Annotated in this window: 20 protein-coding genes; 11 read left to right on the plus strand and 9 right to left on the minus strand. The window is 29.3% G+C overall.

The window, feature by feature from the left end; translation table 11 throughout:
• The first annotated feature begins 68 nt into the window (after positions 1-68).
• From BLU40_RS07610 to BLU40_RS07620, 3 genes are all read left to right on the plus strand, one after another.
• Complete coding sequence (locus tag BLU40_RS07610) at positions 69-1,220, plus strand: right-handed parallel beta-helix repeat-containing protein (protein WP_090121845.1); 1,152 nt, start codon at positions 69-71, stop codon at positions 1,218-1,220.
• 370 nt (positions 1,221-1,590) lie between these two features.
• On the plus strand, positions 1,591-3,201 hold the full coding sequence (locus tag BLU40_RS07615; protein WP_090121847.1) for an alpha-L-fucosidase: 1,611 nt from the start codon (positions 1,591-1,593) through the stop codon (positions 3,199-3,201).
• 5 nt (positions 3,202-3,206) lie between these two features.
• A complete protein-coding gene (locus tag BLU40_RS07620) occupies positions 3,207-5,138 on the plus strand; it encodes an FAD-dependent oxidoreductase (protein ID WP_090121849.1) in 1,932 nt (643 codons plus the stop codon).
• 70 nt (positions 5,139-5,208) lie between these two features.
• Here BLU40_RS07620 and hisIE read toward each other — a convergent pair whose 3' ends face one another.
• From hisIE to hisG, 8 genes are all read right to left on the minus strand, one after another.
• The gene (gene hisIE, locus BLU40_RS07625; protein ID WP_090121851.1) at positions 5,209-5,805 is read right to left on the minus strand and encodes a bifunctional phosphoribosyl-AMP cyclohydrolase/phosphoribosyl-ATP diphosphatase HisIE; all 597 of its coding nucleotides are present in this window, start codon (positions 5,803-5,805) and stop codon (positions 5,209-5,211) included.
• A 114-nt stretch (positions 5,806-5,919) separates the two neighbouring features.
• Positions 5,920-6,675, minus strand: a complete 756-nt coding sequence (hisF, locus tag BLU40_RS07630) for an imidazole glycerol phosphate synthase subunit HisF (RefSeq protein WP_090121855.1) — start codon at positions 6,673-6,675, stop codon at positions 5,920-5,922.
• Between the two features lie 140 nt (positions 6,676-6,815).
• Positions 6,816-7,541 (minus strand): 1-(5-phosphoribosyl)-5-[(5-phosphoribosylamino)methylideneamino]imidazole-4-carboxamide isomerase, encoded by a 726-nt coding sequence (gene hisA / locus BLU40_RS07635; RefSeq protein ID WP_090121860.1) that lies wholly within the window; start codon positions 7,539-7,541, stop codon positions 6,816-6,818.
• A 195-nt stretch (positions 7,542-7,736) separates the two neighbouring features.
• Entirely contained in the window at positions 7,737-8,318 is a 582-nt protein-coding gene (hisH, locus tag BLU40_RS07640) for an imidazole glycerol phosphate synthase subunit HisH (protein ID WP_090121864.1), read from the minus strand.
• A gap of 72 nt (positions 8,319-8,390) precedes the next feature.
• Positions 8,391-9,527, minus strand: a complete 1,137-nt coding sequence (gene hisB / locus BLU40_RS07645; protein WP_090121867.1) for a bifunctional histidinol-phosphatase/imidazoleglycerol-phosphate dehydratase HisB — start codon at positions 9,525-9,527, stop codon at positions 8,391-8,393.
• Position 9,528: 1 nt separating this feature from the next.
• The gene (gene hisC / locus BLU40_RS07650) at positions 9,529-10,563 is read right to left on the minus strand and encodes a histidinol-phosphate transaminase (RefSeq protein WP_090121869.1); all 1,035 of its coding nucleotides are present in this window, start codon (positions 10,561-10,563) and stop codon (positions 9,529-9,531) included.
• 37 nt (positions 10,564-10,600) lie between these two features.
• Positions 10,601-11,884, minus strand: coding sequence for a histidinol dehydrogenase (gene hisD, locus BLU40_RS07655; protein ID WP_090121871.1), 1,284 nt, complete (start codon positions 11,882-11,884; stop codon positions 10,601-10,603).
• 121 nt (positions 11,885-12,005) lie between these two features.
• On the minus strand, positions 12,006-12,863 hold the full coding sequence (gene hisG / locus BLU40_RS07660; protein WP_090121874.1) for an ATP phosphoribosyltransferase: 858 nt from the start codon (positions 12,861-12,863) through the stop codon (positions 12,006-12,008).
• A 366-nt stretch (positions 12,864-13,229) separates the two neighbouring features.
• Between hisG and BLU40_RS07665 the strand changes: the two genes are divergently transcribed.
• The 6 genes from BLU40_RS07665 to BLU40_RS07690 all read left to right on the plus strand — a co-directional run bounded on the left by BLU40_RS07665 (position 13,230) and on the right by BLU40_RS07690 (position 19,201).
• A complete protein-coding gene (locus tag BLU40_RS07665) occupies positions 13,230-13,613 on the plus strand; it encodes an LETM1 domain-containing protein (RefSeq protein ID WP_090121878.1) in 384 nt (127 codons plus the stop codon).
• A gap of 19 nt (positions 13,614-13,632) precedes the next feature.
• Positions 13,633-14,337, plus strand: a complete 705-nt coding sequence (locus BLU40_RS07670) for a hypothetical protein (protein WP_090121881.1) — start codon at positions 13,633-13,635, stop codon at positions 14,335-14,337.
• A 97-nt stretch (positions 14,338-14,434) separates the two neighbouring features.
• A complete protein-coding gene (locus tag BLU40_RS07675; RefSeq protein WP_090121885.1) occupies positions 14,435-15,622 on the plus strand; it encodes a tyrosine-type recombinase/integrase in 1,188 nt (395 codons plus the stop codon).
• A gap of 125 nt (positions 15,623-15,747) precedes the next feature.
• Positions 15,748-17,793 carry an ATP-binding protein gene (locus BLU40_RS07680; RefSeq protein WP_090121888.1) on the plus strand — a complete coding sequence of 682 codons (2,046 nt, stop codon included), beginning with the start codon at positions 15,748-15,750 and terminating at the stop codon, positions 17,791-17,793.
• Between the two features lie 577 nt (positions 17,794-18,370).
• Entirely contained in the window at positions 18,371-18,982 is a 612-nt protein-coding gene (locus BLU40_RS07685; RefSeq protein ID WP_090121891.1) for a hypothetical protein, read from the plus strand.
• A 3-nt stretch (positions 18,983-18,985) separates the two neighbouring features.
• Positions 18,986-19,201, plus strand: coding sequence for a lipase chaperone (locus BLU40_RS07690; protein ID WP_090121894.1), 216 nt, complete (start codon positions 18,986-18,988; stop codon positions 19,199-19,201).
• Here the strand turns inward: BLU40_RS07690 and BLU40_RS17835 are convergent.
• Positions 19,182-19,313 carry a hypothetical protein gene (locus BLU40_RS17835; RefSeq protein ID WP_262493706.1) on the minus strand — a complete coding sequence of 44 codons (132 nt, stop codon included), beginning with the start codon at positions 19,311-19,313 and terminating at the stop codon, positions 19,182-19,184. The two genes, BLU40_RS07690 and BLU40_RS17835, sit on opposite strands and share 20 nt — an antisense overlap.
• 168 nt (positions 19,314-19,481) lie before the next feature.
• Between BLU40_RS17835 and BLU40_RS07695 the strand changes: the two genes are divergently transcribed.
• Together BLU40_RS07695 and BLU40_RS07700 are read left to right on the plus strand one after the other, a co-directional pair.
• The gene (locus tag BLU40_RS07695; protein WP_090121895.1) at positions 19,482-20,024 is read left to right on the plus strand and encodes a hypothetical protein; all 543 of its coding nucleotides are present in this window, start codon (positions 19,482-19,484) and stop codon (positions 20,022-20,024) included.
• A gap of 87 nt (positions 20,025-20,111) precedes the next feature.
• The gene (locus BLU40_RS07700; RefSeq protein WP_245729911.1) at positions 20,112-20,708 is read left to right on the plus strand and encodes a hypothetical protein; all 597 of its coding nucleotides are present in this window, start codon (positions 20,112-20,114) and stop codon (positions 20,706-20,708) included.
• The last annotated feature ends 225 nt before the right edge of the window (positions 20,709-20,933 follow it).

A 20,933-nucleotide genomic window follows, 5' to 3' on the forward strand; every position in this document is an offset into this window, starting at 1 on the left:
AAAACCATAAGTAATTATTAGTTAGTTTAATGCACATTATGTTTGTAGTATATTTTAAAACATTATTTATGAAATTATATTTACAAGTAATATTTTTAGTCTTAATTGGTTTACAAATTACAAATGCCAAAACAATTAAAGTATCATCAAAAAAAGGAAGTTCTGTTGAAAAACTCAATAAAGCATATAACGAAGCCAAAGCTGGTGATGTTATTTTAATAGATATAGATATTGTTTTTAAAAATACCGACAAACACTTCACCATAAAAAAAAGCGGAATTACATTTAAAGGGAAATCAAGATCGAACAATAAAAAATATGGATTAACTAAAGAGAGTCAAAAAAACAATTTGGTTGTTTTACAAGCTAGTTTTACAACTTTCGAGAACCTTTCATTTAGTAACGCTGTAAATTTAATTAGGGTTGAAGCTAATAAACAGCTCTTAACAAATATTTCAATTAAAAATTGTTCGTTTTCAAAAGGACGCTATACAGGTGTAGACTTTAGAGGCGATTATAAAAATATACTTGTTGAAAACTCTAATTTTACAGATTGTAAGTTTGGTGTGCAAACAATGGATTCGGTTATTCTAAATGATTTTTTAGTTACAAAATGTGTGTTTAAAGGAGGAGATCATCAAATTAGTATAGATAATGCTTTTGCAGATACAAATTTAATAGACCATTCAAATATTATAATAGATAATTGCGAGTTTTATGTTGCTGCTAGGTTTAATGTAGCTATTGCTAATACTAGAAACGCCGTAATTCAAAATAACAAAAGAATGGATGGTGGTTTACAAAGTTATTCTCAAGCTATACATATTGAACACGATACTAGAGACCTTTTAATAAAGCACAACACTATGCGAAATGATGTAGGAAGTGCTATTATCATTTTCTCTACAGGTTATACCGGCCACGGAAATGGAAGAAAAATTCCAAATGAAGAAAAAATAGATTTCGGCTCGAGCAATATTACTTTAGATGGTAATACAATTACCTTCAGTAAAAAACCAGCTATTTCAATTGGTTATGGCAAAGGGTTTTTAAAAATAAAAGGCAACAACACTATTAATGCTGAAGATAGAATAATTTCTGGTTATGCCACAAAAAAAACAATGTCTATTGAAGTTGATAATAAAGCTACTTTTAACGGTAAAAAATATAAAGATTTAACTGCTGAAGAATTAGCTAAACTAATAGTTATAAAAAATTAAATTCTATTAACCATTTATTTAATTTTTTATAACTAACTATATAAAATACTCATCTATTTTTTTTATTACTTTTTGCTATAGTATAGCGACAATACTGATATAACAGAAATTACTCAACCATATAATTATATTGTAACTATTAATATGGGGCTAGTTGATCAGAAACTTTCCAATGGAAAATATACAGCTCGTTAGGATTTATAATAAATCATTCTAATGGAATAACTACAGAAGGAAGTTTTAAGGTTGTAATGGATATGACAACAAAAATAAGATTTAAGTATTCGTTTTATTCATAGATACATTTGTTGTACTTGTAACTCCATAAAAGTATACTTTAAAAAGTATCTTTACTTGTAAATTCATAAATATGAGAACTAAATTCAGTTATTTAATACTTATTACTTTTTGTGTTAACAGTTTTATTTTTGCACAATCAAATTCTGAAACATATAAACCCGAATGGAAATCACTTCAAAATTATGAAGCTCCGGAATGGTATGAAGATGCAAAATTAGGTTTTTGGGTACATTGGGGAGTTTATTCAGTTCCTGCTTTTAAAGGCAATCATGCAGCAGAATGGTATGGTAGATGGATGTATTCACAAAAAGATCAAAGTAGTAGAAACAACCAAGGTTTAGCAACTCATTTACACCATAATGAAACCTATGGACCTCCAGAAACATTTGGCTACAAAGATTTTATTCCAATGTTTAAAGCTGAAAATTTTAATGCTGATGAATGGGCAGATTTATGTGTTAAAGGTGGTGCAAAATTCTTTACTATGATGGGAGCTCATCACGATTCGTTTTGTTTATGGGATACTAAATTAAGTAAATGGAATTCTGTAAATATGGGGCCAAAACGTGATTTAGTAGGCGAAATTGAAAAAGCTGTTCGTAAAAGAGGATTAAAATTTGGTGTTTCGAATCATACCGCTTGGAATTATGCCTTTTTTCAATGGAATCATATAAATAGATACGATGCAACTAATCCTGAATATCAAGATTTATATGGAAATCCAATAGTTCAAAAAAGCGCAGATACTGTTAGAATTTACAACGGAGAAGGGCGCAAAACTTGGATACCTCGTTCTCGTGGTTTGGTAAAACCAAGTGAGCGCGATATGAATCGTTGGTTAGCTAGAACTAAAGAATTAGCTGATATGTATAAACCAGATTTATATTATTTTGATTGGGGTTTTAAACTTCCTGTTTGGGAATCTCGTAGAAAAGAATTTGGCGCTCATTATTACAATAGCGCGGTTAAAAACGGCAAAGGAACATTTGGAAATCCTAATGTTGTACTGAATTATAAATCGAAATTTTATAAAGAAGGTTCTGCAGTGCGTGATTATGAACGTGGAGGTATGAATACTATAGGCAAAATGGTTTGGCAAACAGATGATTGTGTGTACGATGATCATAACTGGGGATTTGTAGAAGGAACAACAATTAAGCCAACAAACATGATTGTAGACCAGTTAATGGATATAATTAGCAAAAAAGGTGTGTTAATGTTGTCTTTTGCTCCTAGACCAGATGGAACTTTTCCTGAAGAACAAAAAACTATGATGTATGAATTAGGTGCTTGGTTAAAAATATGCGGAGAAGCAGTTTATAAAACTCGCCCTTATGAAGTTTTTGGAGATGTTGGTGATAAATGGGGTGAAAAAAACGAAACTGGCCATAAAATGTATACCGCTACCACTAAAGATGTTCGTTTTACTCGTAATAAAAAGAATACTGTACTCTATATAACTTCATTAAAATGGCCTGAAAACGGTAATTTATTAATTGAATCTCTTTCAAACTTAGATTTAAAAACACTAAAATCTATTAAACTAATTGGTGGAAAAGGGCGAGTTAAAATAAAACAATCTGAAAAAGGATTAGAAATTAGCTTACCTAAAAAGCCAAACTATAAATACGCATACCCATTAAAATTAGAGTTTAAAGGACAAATACCTTCAGTAAAATAATTAATATGAACAGAAAACAATTTATTGGAACTTTAGGATGTGCTAGTTTAGCCATTTTAGCAGGAGGTTTAACAGCTTGTGTTTCAAACAAAAAAAATAATGAATTTGTTTTTTTAGAAGCAGAACAATTTGAGAATTTAGGTGGTTGGGATTTAGATCAACAATCTATGGAACAAATGGGATCTCCGTATTTATTAGCACACGGACTTGGAATACCTGTTGAAGATGCAACCACCGAAATTGAATTTCCTTCTAAAGGAACTTATAGAGTTTGGGTAAGAACTCGCGATTGGGTTGCTCCTTGGAAAGTTGAAGGAGCTCCAGGTAAATTTCAATTATTAATTAACAGTGAACCTCTAAATGAAACTTTTGGAACCAAAGGAGCTGAATGGCATTGGCACGATGGCGGACTAGTTACAGTTGATGAAACTGCAAAAGTAAGCTTACATGATTTAACTGGTTTTGAAGGTAGGTGTGAAGCAATTCTATTTTGTAAAGATATTGATTTTGAACCTTCTAATAATATAGAGGCACTTACCAAATTCAGAAGAAATTTATTAGGACTACCTGAAAAACCGAAAGATGGTGGCTCTTTTGATTTAGCGATAGTTGGAGGCGGATTTGCTGGTACATGTGCGGCTATTTCTGCAGCAAGAAACGGTTTAAATGTTGTTTTAATTCAAGATAGAACTGTTTTAGGTGGTAATGGAAGTTCTGAAGTTAGGGTTTGGCCTGAAGGGAAAATTCAACAAGAACCCTATCCGCATATTGGTGATATAGTAGCAGAAATATCTCCAGATTTATTTACCCCAAAATTTAAATCTAAAAATGCTGGAGGAGGAATCGCCTATAACGATGCACGTAAAATGGCAGTTGTTAAAGCAGAACCTAGAATTACATTAATGACAGAAGAGAGAGTAATTAATGTGAAACAAAAAAACGGAAAAATATTATCAGTAGTATCTCAAAACACTAAAACTGCAGAACATACAAGTATAAAGGCTAATTATTTTTCAGATTGCACAGGTGATGCCACTGTTGGTTTTATGGCAGGAGCTGATTTTGAAATCTCTAGCGTAGGTGTAATGGGTATGTCTAATTTATGGAATGTTCTTGATGCCTCTAATAAAAAAGAGGTTCTTGAATGTGACTGTAAAGATAAGGCTGCTCTAACTATTTCATGTGACATAGGTAAAACCGAACAACCATTCCCTCGTTGTCCTTGGGCAATTGATTTAACAGATAAACCTTTTCCTGGCAGAAAAAATTATAAAGGTCAATGGGGTGGCGAAGATCCTTTAGGAAATTTAGGTGGTTGGTTTTGGGAAAGCGGTTTTGATAAAAATCCAATAACTGATGTTGAAATTATTAGAGATTTAAACCTTAGAGCAATGTATGGTGCTTGGGATGCTCTAAAAAATGTTGATAAACTCTATCCAAATCACAGGTTGGGTTGGTCGGCATACATTGCTGGAAAAAGGGAATCAAGAAGGCTTTTAGGAGATGTAATTTTAAGTGCTGATAATTTTAGAGATCATAAAACATTTCCTGACCCTGCATTTCCTTGTTCTTGGCATATTGATATTCATACTCCACACAAAGATTACGATGATGACTTAAAAGGAAATGAGTTTATTTCACAAGCCACTACAGGCAAACAAAACAAGTATAAATATAAAGGAATTTACTGGGCTCCTTACCGAACATTATACAGCCGTAATATTAATAATTTATTTATGGCAGGAAGAGATATTAGCGTAACAAGAGAAGGAATTGGGCCAATACGAGTTATGAAAACTTGTGGTATGATGGGAGAAATTGTAGGAAAAGCAGCTTCTTTATGTTCTAAATATAATATATCTCCAAAAGAAGTATATGAACATAAACTTGATGAACTACAAGAATTAATGAGGCAACCTGGAAATAAAAGCGTATAAAATTGACTATAAAAAACCCGCGTTTTATAAAAAAATGCGGGTTTTACTATTTAGTTATAATTGAATACTATTAATGCCTACCTTCTAATATTTTTACAATATCTTTTAAAGTATAACCTTTAGCTTGTAATAAAATTAAATAATGAAATAGTAAATCGGCTCCTTCATTTAAAAACAATTCTTCATTATCATCTTTTGCTTCAATAACTATTTCAACAGCTTCCTCTCCTACTTTCTGTGCAATTTTATTAATTCCTTTTTTGAATAATGAAGCTACATAACTCTTTTCAGAATCTGCATTCATTCTTCTACTTGTAATAACATTTTCAAGTTCCGATAGAAATCCAAACGAAGCTTCATTAGTTTCATCCCAACAAGTATCTGATCCAGTATGACAAGTTGCTCCAACTGGCTTAACTTTTATTAATAAAGTATCATTATCACAATCGTTTTTTACAGAAACTAAGTTTAAAAAATTACCACTTTCTTCACCTTTTGTCCATAATCTATTTTTAGTTCTACTAAAAAAAGTAACCTTACCAGTTTTAACTGTTTTCTCGTAGGCTTCTTTATTCATATAGCCTAACATTAACACTTGTCTTGTTACAAAATCTTGAATAATAGCTGGTACTAAGCCATCATTATTTTTATTGAAATCTATTGTCATAATTATTTCTTATAATATTATTTTAACCGTCATCCTGAGTGATAACGAAGGATCTCTAAACCAAATGTGAGATTCTTCAATACGTTTCTCTTCTTTCAGAATGACAACTATTTACTACAACCTTACAGGTATATTTTTCTTTTTTAATTCCTTTTTTAAATCTACTATTTCAATTTCTTTAAAATGAAATACACTAGCTGCCAATGCGGCATCTGCTTTACCATCAATAAATGTATCTGCAAAATGCTGCATATTTCCTGCTCCACCAGAAGCTATTATTGGAATATTTACCAAATCGCTTAAATGCGCCAAAGCTTTATTTGCAAAACCATTTTTAGTTCCATCGTGATTCATAGAAGTAAATAAAATTTCACCAGCTCCACGTTCTTCAACTTCTTTTGCCCATTCAAATAATTTAATATCTGTAGGTACCTTTCCACCTACTAAATGCACCATCCATTCTCCATCAATTTGTTTTGCATCAATAGCAACAACAACACATTGACTACCAAATTTTGCAGCCAAATCGTTTATTAATTGTGGATTTTTTACTGCTGAAGAATTAATAGAAACTTTATCTGCTCCAGAATTCAACAATAAATCTACATCTTCAACAGATGAAATTCCACCACCAACTGTAAACGGAATATTTACTTTTTCAGCAACGTGCATTACTAATTCGGCTAAGGTTCTACGCTTTTGTTCTGTTGCTGTAATATCTAAAAACACCAACTCATCTGCACCTTCATTTGCATAAATTTCCGCTAATTCTACCGGATCTCCAGCATCACGTAAATCTACAAAATTTACGCCTTTTACTGTTCTTCCATCCTTAATATCTAAACAAGGAACTATTCTTTTTGTTAACATTTAATTTTGGTATATGGTATCTAGTAACTGGTATTTAGCAACTATGATACTTAACTATATATTTTTGTCATTCCTACATAGGCAGGAATCTATTTTTTAACTGTTTGGATTCCTGTTTTCACAGGAATGATATTCAATTATTAACTATTTAATATAAATTGTTCTATTTGCTTCATACTAATTTTATGTTCGTAAATTGCTTTACCAACAATGGTTCCTTCGCATCCCATTTCTTTTAAACGTGGTAATTCATCATAGGTTGAAATTCCTCCAGATGCAATTAGTTTTATATTATTAGTTTCATTCAATATTTTCTGATATAAATCAAACGATGGTCCTTGTAACATTCCATCTTTAGAAATATCTGTACAAATAACATAACTAACACCTTCTTTCTCGTATCCTTGTATAAAAGGAACTAACTCTTTATCACTTTCTTCTAACCAACCACCAACAGCAACTTTCTCATTATTAGCATCAGCTCCTAAAATAATTTTATCCGAACCATATTTACCTAACCATTCTTTAAAAATAATTGGATTTTTAACAGCAATACTTCCTCCTGTAATTTGGTTCGCTCCACTTTCAAAAGCAATTTTTAAATCTTCGTTTGATTTTAAACCACCTCCAAAATCAATAGATAAATCTGTATTTGAAGCAATTGTTTCTAACACTTTATAATTAACAATATGACTTGCTTTTGCGCCATCTAAATCAACTAAATGCAAATGTTTAACACCGTGATCTTGAAACATTTTTGCTACTTCTAACGGGTTTTCATTGTATACCTTTTCCGTTGTATAATCTCCTTTTGATAGGCGAACACATTTTCCGTTTATAATATCTATTGCTGGTATAATTCTCATTGTTTACTAATTATATTTTTTAATTCGTCATGCTGAACTTGATTCAGCATCTTACCTAATTTTCAATTTGTAATGGAACCCTAAAACAAGTTCAGGGTGACGTATTTTATTTAATATTGTCATTCCTATCGCAGGCAGGAATTTATTTTTAACGCTGTATTAATTCCTGTTTTCACAGGAATAACATTCTCCTTTCTACAACTCTAAAAAGTTTTGTAAAATTTGCGCTCCAGCTTTGCTACTTTTTTCTGGATGAAATTGCACTCCATAAAAGTTTTTTTCTTTTAATGCTGAAGCATATTTAATTCCGTAATTAGTTGTAGCAATGGTTTCTTCATTTAAAGTAACATAAAAGCTATGTACTAAATACATATATTCTTTCTCTTTAATACCTTTAAATAAATCCGATTTTAAATTTTCAATTTGATTCCAACCAATTTGTGGAACTTTTTCAGAGCCATCAAATTTAATTACATCTACATCAAAAATATTTAAACCGTTTGTATTACCTTCTTCGCAATATTTACACATTAGCTGCATACCCAAGCAAATACCCAAAACTGGTTGTTTTAATGTTGGTATAACTTTGTCTAAACCTGTGTGCTTCAATTTTTCCATTGCACTACTCGCCTCACCTACACCAGGAAAAATTACCTTATCAGCATTTCTAATCTCCTCTTCATTATCTGTTAAAACAGCTTCATAACCTAAACGTTTTATTGCAAACTTTATAGATTGTATATTTCCTGCTCCGTAATTTATTATTACTATTTTCATTTATTCTATTTAGTTGTTTGTTATTAGTTGTTTGTTGTTGGCTAAAAACCAGCAACCAAAAACTAACAACACTTAAAGCATTCCTTTTGTGCTTGGTAAAATCATTTTTTCTGGATCACGTTTAACAGCAGCTTTTATAGCTTTTGCAAACGCTTTAAAAATTCCTTCAATTTTATGATGTTCATTTACACCTTCTGCTTTAATATTTAAATTACATCGCGCACCATCAGTAAACGATTTAAATAAGTGATAAAACATTTCTGTTGGCATTTTACCAATCATTTCACGTTTAAAGTCTGCTTCCCAAACCAGCCAATTTCTTCCCCCAAAATCAATAGCAACTTGTGCCAAACAATCGTCCATTGGTAAACAAAACCCATAACGTTCAATACCTAACTTATTTCCTAAGGCTTTGGCAAACACTTCACCTAAAGCAATCATAGTATCTTCTACCGTATGGTGCTCATCTACTTCTAAATCTCCTTTAACTTTAATGGTTAAATCCATATTACCGTGGCGTGCAATTTGGTCTAACATATGATCAAAAAATGCTAAACCTGTTGAAATTTCACTCTTGCCGGTTCCGTCTAAGTTTAATTTTATATAAATCTTAGTTTCGTTGGTGTTACGTGTTAATTCGGCTGTTCTATTTTCTAGTTTTAAAAACTCATAAATTTGCTCCCAATCGTTACTTTCTAACGCAATAATAGTGTCTAACTCATCGCGTTTTACAGTAATTTCTCCTGTACCAAGATTTGTATTGTCGTTTATATAAATTCCTTTTGAACCTAAGTTCTTAGCCAATTCAATATCTGTTAAACGATCTCCAATTACAAACGAGTTTTCTAGATCGTACTCTTCAGAAAAATATTCAGTCAATAAGCCAGTACCTGGTTTACGAGTATTTGCATTTTCGTGCGGAAAAGTTCTATCTAAAAACACTTTATCAAAAACAACACCTTCATTCTCAAAAGATTTCATTATAAAATTATGAACAGGCCAAAATGTATCTTCAGGAAAAACATCGGTTCCTAAACCATCTTGATTAGTTATCATAACCAATTCATAATCTAACTCTTTTGCTATTCTACCTAAAAACGTAAATGCTTTTGGGTAAAATATCATTTTTTCAAATGCGTCTATTTGCTCATCAATGGTTTCTTTTATTATTGTACCATCTCTGTCTATAAATAAAACTTTCTTACTCATATTATATTTCGTTCAATGCTTTTATTAAAAGCTTAGTTTCTTTTTTAGTACCTACGGTAAAACGTAAGGTGTTTTCGCATAAAGGTTGTGTAGTTCTGTTTCTAATTACTATACCCTTTTCTATTAATTGATTGTATCTTTTTGTTGCATTATCAACTACTACTAACACAAAATTAGCATCACTAGGGTAAATTTTTTCAACAAATGAAATTTCTTTAAGCCCCTGAATTAATCTTGCTCTTTCTTTTAAAATGTTTTTTACGTCGTCCTTTAAATCATCTAGCTTTGTAAACCTTTTTAAAGCGCATTTCTGTGTTAAATCGTTGATATTATATGGTGGTTTAATTTTGTTTAAAACCGCTATAATTTCTTCTGAAGCATAACATATACCTAATCTAACTCCTGCCATAGCATAGGCTTTAGAAAATGTTTGAGTAATAATTAAATTTGGAAACTCGTTTAAGCGATCTAACCAACTTTTATGTTCGGAAAAATCTATATAAGCTTCATCAATTACAACTATACCTGGAAATGTATTTAACAAAACTTCTACACTTTCTTTAGAAAATGAATTTCCCGTTGGATTATTAGGAGAGCATAAAAACAATATTTTTGAATTTTTATCTGCTCCTTCTAAAATGTTTTTTACTGAAGGTTCGAAGTTTTTAGTTAAAACAATTTCTCTATTTTCAATATTGTTTAAATTGGCTAACACACTATACATACCATAAGTTGGTGGCAATGTTATTATGTTATCTTCTTTTGGTTCACAAAAAGCTCTAAAAATTAAATCTAATACTTCATCGCTACCGTTACCTAATAAAATTTGAGATTCTTTTACCTTCTTTAATTTTACTAGTTCTGTTTTAACAGTTTTTTGTTGTGGATCTGGATACCTATTTACTCCGTTTTCGTGAGGGTTTTCGTTGGCATCTAAAAAAATCATCTCAGTATCGAAATCTTTAAATTCATCTCTTGCGGAAGAATAAGGCTTCATTGCCCGGATGTTCTCTCTGATTAGTTTCTCGATTTTCATTTTTTATTTGGGTTAGTTAGTTTTTTGTTTTTCTATTTCACTTCAATTTATTTAATCTTAATGTTACTGCATTTTTATGCGCGTCTAATCCTTCTGCTCCAGCCAATATTTCTATAGCATTTCCAATATTTTTTATACCTTCTTCAGAAATTTTCTGAAAAGAAATTGCTTTTAAAAACGAATCTAAATTTACACCTGAATATGCTTTTGTATATCCATTTGTAGGCAATGTATGATTTGTACCCGAAGCATAATCACCTGCACTTTCTGGCGTATAGTTACCTATAAAAACAGATCCTGCATTTTCAATACCTTCAACATAAAAATTATCATTTGCTGTACAAACAATAAAATGTTCTGGACCATATTCGTTTATCATTTCTAAAGCTACTTCTTTAGTTTCAACAAAAATAAGTTTAGAGTTTTTTATGGCTTTTTTCGCTATTTTTTTTCTGCTTAATTCTTCTATTTGAATTTCTAATTCCTTTTCAACTTCATTTAACTTTTCTTTTGAAGTAGAAACTAAAATTACTTGGCTATCTGTACCGTGTTCTGCCTGACTTAATAAATCTGAAGCAACAAAGCTAGCATTGGCCGTATCATCTGCCACTACTAATAATTCACTTGGACCTGCCGGCATATCTATTGCTACTCCATATTTAGTTGCTAATTGCTTTGCTACTGTAACAAATTGATTTCCTGGCCCAAATATTTTATAAACCTGCGGAATTGTTTCTGTACCAAATGTTAAACCTGCAATTGCCTGTATACCTCCTGCTTTTACAATTTTAGTAACACCACATTGCTGTGCTGCATAAATTATTGCTGGATTAATTTTTCCCTGTTTATTTGGTGGTGTAGATAAAACTATTTCTTTACAACCTGCAATTTGAGCAGGAATAGCCAACATTAAAACAGATGAGAATAAAGGAGCCGTACCACCTGGAATGTACAAACCAACTTTTTGAATTGGTCGTTTTTCTTGCCAACACTCAACTCCTGCAGTTGTTTCGACTAAAACTTTTTCTGTTTTTTGAGCTGCATGAAACTTGTAAATATTATTTTTTGAAACTTCAATAGCTTTTTTTAACTCTTCTGAAACTTGATTTTCTGCTTCTTTTATTTCTTCTTCAGAAACAAATAAATCATCTAACTCTACACCATCAAAAATAGATGTGTAACGTTTTACGCCATCGTTTCCGTTTCGTTTAATATCGTCAAAAATTGCGGTAACAGTTTCTTCAATATCAGCTATTGTTTGTGTTGGTCTTTGTAAAATTTGAGACCATTCACTTTTGGCAGGGTTTATTATTTTATTCATTTTTTAATTTCTGTTTAACCGTTTAACTGTTGATTTGTGTAATTGATAATTCTCAATATTCTATTTAATTGCATAATAATTTACCTCTAAACTTTTAAACAAATCAACACTTTAACTAAAATTATAATACCATTTTTTCAATTGGCACAACTAATAATCCTTCTGCTCCATTTTCTTTTAACTCGTCAATTACTTCCCAAAAAGAATTTTTTTCAATTACTGTGTGAATAGAACTCCAACCTTCTTCAGCCAAAGGTAATACCGTAGGACTACGCATACCTGGTAATAAACTTATAATTTTATCTACTTTTTCGTTTGGTGCATTCATTAAAACATATTTAGATTTTCGCCCTTTTAATACGGCTTGAATTCTAAACTGTAATTTATTCAAAATTTCTTGATTTTCAGAAGAAATATTTGGCGAAACTGCTAAAACAGCTTCACTAGTTAACATTTTTTCAACTTCTTTTAAGTTATTTTTAAATAACGTACTTCCGCTCGAAACAATATCACAAATAGCATCTGCCAACCCAATATTTGGTGCAATTTCTACAGAACCATTAATTATGTGAATATCTGGTGTTATGTTAAACTTTTTAAAATATTCAATTACGGTATTTGGGTATGAAGTTGCAATACGCTTACCATCTAAATCTTGAATAGAATTGTACTCAACATCCTTAGGTACAGCTAAGGAGACTCTACATTTAGAAAAGCCTAACTTTTCTGCAGTAATAATATCTGTACCTTTTTCTATTAAAACATTTTCTCCAATTATAGCAATATCTACTACTCCATCTCTTAAATATTGAGGAATATCTCCATTACGTAAGTATAATACTTCCATTGGAAAATTACTTGCTGAAGCCTTTAATTGATCTTTTCCATTATCTATAGAAATTCCACAATCTTTTAATAGTTTTAATGAATCTTGGTTTAATCTTCCTGATTTTTGAACTGCGATTTTAATTTTACTCATTTTATTTATTAATGTGTTTAAGTAAACGTGCTGAATTTACAAATAAAAACCCGCTTGATTTACTCAAACGGGTTTAAAATATATTTTAACTAAATTCAATACATCTTCAGCTCGCTTGATTGCAAGTATTTAAATGATGATGATGTAATTGAATAAATGTCATTTCTTTAATTTTGAAGAACAAATATATAAATAACTTTAGTTTTGACATACTACTAAACTTAAAAATTTACAAAAAATTAATATTTGTTAAATATTTAATAATAACAAATACTTTTTGCTAAATAACGTTTGGTCTAAGTTTAATAAAACAGAGAGCATTTAAATTAAATAGTATATTTACCACTTTAACAACAATTAAAATTAATGACTAAGCAAAAAACATTTTTAAATATAGATTTATCCATTTTTGAAAAAAATGGTAAAATAGAATTTGCAGATGTTGTTAAAAGTAATAGAGTTAAAACTGCAAAGGCTTTTTCTTCTTTTTTAATTGGTTTAAAAAACGAAGCTGTAGATTCTAAAGAAACTTCACGGATTATATTAAAGTTTGTTGCAAAACAAAAAATAAGTAAGCTAGAAGAAAAACATTTAAAAACTCAGGTTTATGATGTTTTTAAAATTTTAGGTATTGGCGTACCTTTTGTTTTAATTCCTGGTGCTACCCTACTTATACCGTTTATTTTAAAAGCTGCAGAAAAAAAAGGCATTGATTTAATACCTAGTAATTTTAAAAACAATAATAATTAGTTACTTTAAAGTTTAAAAAATGAAATTTATAATTGCGCTATTTTTATTTTTTTACTCAATAAATTTTTACACTCAAAAAAACAGCTTTAATACCAAATGGTTTTTAAATAAAACAGTTAATTGTTCTACTAATAAACCAATTAATGATTCTAAATGGAATATTGAATTTGACACATTAAATAAAGCATTAATTACATTTAACAATTTAGGTTTAAAAAAAGAAGTTAACTATACTATTAATGATAGTTTATTAAAAGTTAACGATATATTTTATGAAGTTAAAAAAGTAACTATTGATACCCTTATGCTTTCTATAAATAATAATAAAATATGTAAAACATATATTTTCGAGTCCAAATTGTTTCTAAATAAAAAGCAAAAACAAAAATACTTTACACATAACGGAGAATTAGTTTTTTATACAAATAAAATTAATTCGCCTAAGCTTAATGGCTCTTCAAATTTATTACATTATTTTTCTAATTCTTTTCAATATGGAAATACTCAAAATTCTAAATGCAACGTCACATTTTATTTTATTATAACTAAAACAGGAGCATTAATTGAACCTAGAGGAAGTATTAGTTGTTTAAAAAAATCCAATAAAAAAATTATTGAAATTCTAGAAAAAACCAAAAATAAATGGACACCTATGTTTATTAATAATACAGCTGTAAACTCATTTGTAAGAATCCATTTTAAACATAATGTAGAAATACACTAACCCAAAAGCCTTTTAAATACGCGGTATAACAATAAAACCATCTAGCTTACAAACAAACCCTTAAGCTTTAAAATGTTTTATGTATATTTGAAAAGCTATGAAAAAATCAATACAATTACCTTCAGTTTTATTAAGTAAAGCTATACACCGAAAAGAAAATCAACTTGTGGTTAAGTTTCCATTTGATTACGAATTAAAAGAAAAAATAAAGGCTATACCTAATTTTAAATGGAGCCAAACCTTAAAAGCTTGGTATATTTCTTTTTCTGAAGAACATATACATTTATTAAAAGAACAATTAGAAGGTTTAGCAACCATACATTTTGATTCTTCTATTTTTAAAAAAGAAGAACGTATTGTTGAAAGAAAACCCAGAAATATTTCCGAAGAAAATAAAAACATAATACGCTTATATGTAAAATATTTAAAAGGTAAACGCTATAGCGAAAGTACTATTAAAACCTATTTTACACACATTGCAGATTTTATAGACTACATTAAAAATAAACCTCTAGAAAAGCTTAATAATAAAGATGTTGAATTGTTTATAGAAGATGTTTTTATACCTCGTAAACTAAGTGTTAGCACACAAAGGCAGTTAATTAGTGCCATTAAATTGTTTAAAGCTTTTTATCCGGAATGTGAAATTGATGAAGTACGATTAATTAGACCCAAAAAAGATAAAAAATTACCAACTGTTTTATCTAAAGAAGAAGTTATTGATTTACTACGTTGCACCAAAAACCTTAAACACCGAGCTGTTTTGGCAATGATATATTCTGCCGGTTTACGCATAAGTGAATTGTTAAATTTAGAATTAAAAAATATTGATGTAGATAGGCGACAAATTATTGTAAAAAATGCCAAAGGTCGTAAGGATAGACATATTATTTTAGCTGAGAGTTTTATTCCTCTAATGGTAAATTACCTAACAAGCTACGTACCTAAACGTTATTTTGTTGAAGGTTTAATTGAAAGTGAAAAATATTCAGCCGAAAGTATACGAAGTTTCTTAAAATCGGCTTGTAAAGCTGCCCATATAACTAAAAAAGTAACACCACATACATTAAGACATAGTTATGCTACTCACCTATTAGAAAATGGTATTGATTTAAGATATATTCAAGAGTTATTAGGACACGCAAAACCAGAAACTACTATGATTTATACTCATGTAAGCAAAAAAGATTTACTTCAAATTAAAAGCCCATTAGATATGGCTTTAAAAAGTATTGCTTCAACAAACAACCCAACACTACCAAATAGATTGTCTGGTAATTATTAATCCAAACTCATTTTTACTAAAAATAATAGTTTATAACCTATTAATAACTTCATAAAAAAAATGTATTGTTAATATGAACATTGTACAAATGTTTGTAAATTTGTGACTAATCCCTTAAGTAACAAATGAAAAATAGTTTTTTTACTCTTTTCTTTTTTATTCTTATTTGCACTTGCAAAATAAATGCTCAATATAAAGTATTATTTAGCAATAATTATCCGCCATACAATTACCAAAATAACAATGGAGAATTAATCGGTTTTAATATTGATATTTTAAACGCTATTAATAATTTATATGAAGATGTTGATATTAATTATAGTTCAAATAACTGGCAAGCAATAAACAAAGCTTTAAATAACGGTAAGGTTGAAGCCATTGGAGGTACACACTATCCAGGAAGCTATGATCAAAGTTATTTATATACTAGATCTACTATAAATACGTCTCATTGTTTTTTTTACAACACTAAATATTTCAACAAATTTTCTTTAGAAAAATTTAGAACATTAAAAGAGCCGTTAGTTGCTATGTGGAAAAACGATGTGCTCGTTCACTATGTATTATCAATAAACCCATCGGCTAAATTTATATATGTAAATAACTACGATGATTTAATTGAAAAAATTGAGCGAAAAGACGTTACTTGCCTATTTGGACAACGAATTGGTGGTATGTATTATGCCAAATTAGCTAAAAAAAATTACATTAAAGCTCTAAACCATCGCATTTTAGAACGAAATATGGGGTTTAAAGTTTCTAATAATTCACCCGAATTAGCAAATATTATTAATAATGGATTGGAAGTAATTTTAGCTAATGGAACTTATGAAGAAATTTACAATAAATGGATTACAGAATATGACAAATCTTCATTTGATTACCGTAACTATTTAAAATACATTATTTTTATTACATTATTATTTTTATTACTTGTAGGTGTAAATAGGTTTTTACAAATTCAAGTACGTAAAAAAACTAAAGATTTAAGCCATCAAATTGAAGTGAATGCAGAAATAATGCAAGAGCTAGAGATTCAAAAATTTAAAGCCGAAGAAAGTGATAGAATGAAATCTGCTTTTTTAGCAAATATGAGTCATGAAATTAGGACTCCTATGAATGGAATTTTAGGGTTTACAGAATTATTAAAAACAGCCGACTACTCGTCAGAAAAACAAACTAAATTTATTAATATTATTCAGCAAAGTGGAAACAGAATGTTGAATACCATTAATAATATTATTGATGTTTCTAAATTAGAATCTGGGTTAGAAAAACCCTTAATAAAAAAAGTTAACATTCGAGAAATTGTAAACGAATTAGTAGATTTTTTTACTGCTGAAGCAACTACAAAAGGTTTAAATTTAAAATTAAAAGAAATTGGCCCAAAAAAAGATATAATCTTTTATACGGATGAATATAAGATTAACTCTATACTTACCAATTTAATAAAAAATGCTTTAAAATTTACTTCTGAAGGATATATTCAAATTGAATACACAATAAATAATGAATATGCCGATTTTTGGGTAAAAGACACTGGTATAGGAATTCCAATAGAAAACCAAACTACTATTTTTGAAGAATTTGTTCAAGCAGATTTTTCTCATTCAAGTGGTTTTGAAGGCTCTGGGTTGGGACTTTCAATTTCTAAAGGATATATTTATTTATTAAACGGAAAAATTGAATTAAAATCTGAACCAAATAAAGGAAGTACTTTTTATGTTAGAATTCCTAATAGCAACAAAAACGAATCTCCTATTACGCCTCCAAAATCTGCTGGTAAATTACCAAAAAAAACAATTTCTACTTTAAAAATTATTATTGCTGAAGATGATAGCACTACGTATTATTTTTTAAAAGAACTTTTAAAAGATGTTACGGAAACTTTACATTACGCAAAAGACGGAATAGAAGCTGTAGAATTAGCAAAAAAGCATCCAGAAACGGATTTAATTTTAATGGATATTAAGATGCCACATTTAAATGGTTTTGAGGCAACACAAAAAATTAGAACATTTAATAAAGATGTTTACATTATTGGACATACGGCATTTACTCAAGAAAATTATAAGCGAAAAGTTATAGATGTTGGTTGCAACGCATATATTGCAAAGCCCATAAATCGTAAAAAGTTATTTAATTTATTACAAGAAATTAAAGTTAAATAGGTTGTATTTTTCTGTTGAAATTAAAAAAAAACCTTAAATTAGTAAAAAAAATAAAATTGCAAATCTAAACTACTTACTACCGAGATAAAAAAGGTAAAACATACGGATATCCGGAAATTTAAAACGATATTCGGTTAGTTTGGTTTGGATATAACAAGTTAGCTTTAATGCTAAAGGTCATTGCAAAACCTCAAATTTCGGGTTTAAATCAAAAGTCCTTTAAAGCGGAATTTGAAAATGAAATGTGGAATATTGAGCTGAATTATCACTCAAACTCTGAATCGAACTGCGTCTGACTTTTTAGCTCGTTTGCAGAATCGAAATCTGAATTGAAAAGCGGAATTTCACTCAATCGGAATTTAGCAAATTGCGGAATTGTCAACTCGAAATCTGAATTATATATAGCGGAATTTGAGCAAGTTTGCGGAATGAAAATCGAGCTGAATAAAACATAAAAACGGAATTAAAAAGCCGACTGAAATAAAATATTAACGAAAAAATAAACGGACAAAAAAGCACTAAAAGCTAACAATGTATAAAAATAATTGCGGTTTAGTGCTTAATCAAAGGTCGTTGCATGTTTGCTACGTCTGAATTTCCTGCGGAAATTCCTCGCACGCAAACCCGCAACTATTCTTATACGCAAACGTTAGCAACCATTACCAATATTATGGATAAGGAATTACTTAGTGAGATAGATAAAATTATTAAAGAATGTTATGAAGAAGGTATAGTAGGTGTTAACTATGATTCTGATATAAATATTAAGGCTTTTAGAATAATAAAGGCTTTAAATATTTTAAAATTAAAAAAAAGCCCTAGTACTTACGAATTGTCTGAAAATAGTATAATAGTAATTCAAGATGGTGGAATTAAAAAATATCTTGAGAATATAAGAACTGAAAAGAATTTAGACAGTACAATAAAACAACTAACAAGTAAAAGACTGAAAAATGACGTATGGTATAATATTATGTACGTTGGATTAGGTGGAATAATTGGAATTATTACATCAATAGGAGTAGAATTGGTAAAACCAAAAAGCGTAGAAGAAGATATAGTGAAATTGCATAAATCGGCATTCGACAAAGTTGTACGTGATGATAATTTTCAAAAACGTCTGAACGATATGAACACTGAATTACTTTCTTTAAAAAACAAACTAGATTCTTTAAAACAAAAAAATTAAATTATGGACATAAGAAAAAAACTAGAAAAACAAGCGTTTGAAGTAGCAAGAAATAAAATGATTGATTTATATAACGAAAAACTTAAACACTTTGAAAGTGAATTAAAACAAATAAATGGAGAAGTTTCTGTAAACATAAATCAAGATTTGAAAGGTAATTTAGACTTTAAAAATGTAAACGAGGATTTACGAAAAAGAATTATTGAGTATCTGAAATAGTAAATTCAAACTCAAAAGATTCAATCTCCTTTGCTAACTTTTCAAATTGACTTATTTTATCCTTTAACTCGCTAATATTAGTATTTATTTTAATTTGTAAATTTTCAGTCATTTTCGGAATAAAACGGTTGCTAACACCGTATAAACTTTATTGCTTTTTATTGGCTTACTTGCGAAAATCCTCGCGGATTTTCTTTGTTTGTGTTTTATTTACTTATTTTAGTGCTTGAAATCCGCAACAAAGCCTATACAAACACGTTAGCAACAAGCAACGATGACGATGATACTGAAAGAGAAAGAAATAAATTACCATAAACTAAAACGATTAATTGGAGAACCGATTAAATCCGATTTGAAAAGTTTAAAAGTAATTGGAACGACTTCATTTTTTCTAAAAACATTTAAGAATAAAAAAGATTCTAATGATTCTCTTAAAATTGATTCTAAAAATAATTTTGAATTATTTGAAAACGGATTATTGTTGCGTTCAAATTTATCGAATAAAATTTCAGCCATACCGATTCCTGTTAATGATTTATTGAGGATAAAGTTGATAAGAGGAAAAGAAATGATAAATCCATTTCCATTGTCACCAATGTGGATTTTATTAAAATTAGGAGTTTCGATTTTATATGCGAGATATTTTCAAATTTATAAGTTTAACGAATATCGGATTGAAGAAATGAAATTGATAATTGAAACGATTGATTATGGAATGGAAATGATTGAAAATAGTTATAAGTTTGAGAGTCAACAGAGGTTTTTTGAAAATCTGAATTATAAAGACAAAATAACGATTGATTTAAATAAAGCCAGTTGCTAACAATTGGTATATTCTATAGCTTGGTTTTAGCACACTTACGAAAATCCTAAAGGGATTTTCTTGGTCGGTAAATATTTACTAAATTTATTGCTTAAAATACGCTACAAAACATACCAAAAACCGTTAGCAACAAGTAGAATGAAAATCAAAACCACTTATATATCTTCAATAAATTATATAAACAATCTTGAATTCGATTACTTGGAAACTTATTCTTTACAACGAGGTGGAAAATATGATGGGAGAATTATACAAGACCCTGAGTATAATGAATTTCAAATTTTAAAAAAGAAAAAACAATTATCAGAATTAGAAATATTGAGATTTAAACAATTAAATAAACTTTATGGATATACTCAATATTTGATTGATTCAGACGGAATTTTTCATCCTTCAGCTGAAAAAACAGGGACATATAAAATCGATAATGTAATAATTGAAAAACTGAAATCAATATTAAATACTCCGATTAAAGAAGTTCCAAGCTGGATGTGTGCTCCAGTTTATCGTGACGCAATCGTATTCTATAATTCGGACAACAAAATAGTTTCAACTTTGAATGTATGCTTAAGCTGTGAATATATGGAAACCAAAATGTCAAATCATATAAATGCAGATGCTGAAACATATAATCTAATGCGTGAGTTTTTTATTGAGTTGGGACATAAAGTTGAAGAAAAATAACCAGTTGCTAACACCGTGTATAATTAATTGCTTGGTTTTAGCCAATTTACGAAAGTCCTCGCGGACTTTCTATCTGTGTTTTTTTTACTAACTTTAGTGCTTAAATCACGCAACTAATCATACACAAACACGTTGCCTACAATGGCGGATTTCACATCTGAAATCCACATTTTAGTCATTTAAGATAAAAATAGTTAGGCTGACAGAGACACGAGAAAATTAATT

The organism is Lutibacter oricola (assembly GCF_900106565.1).
Lineage (GTDB): Bacteria > Bacteroidota > Bacteroidia > Flavobacteriales > Flavobacteriaceae > Lutibacter > Lutibacter oricola.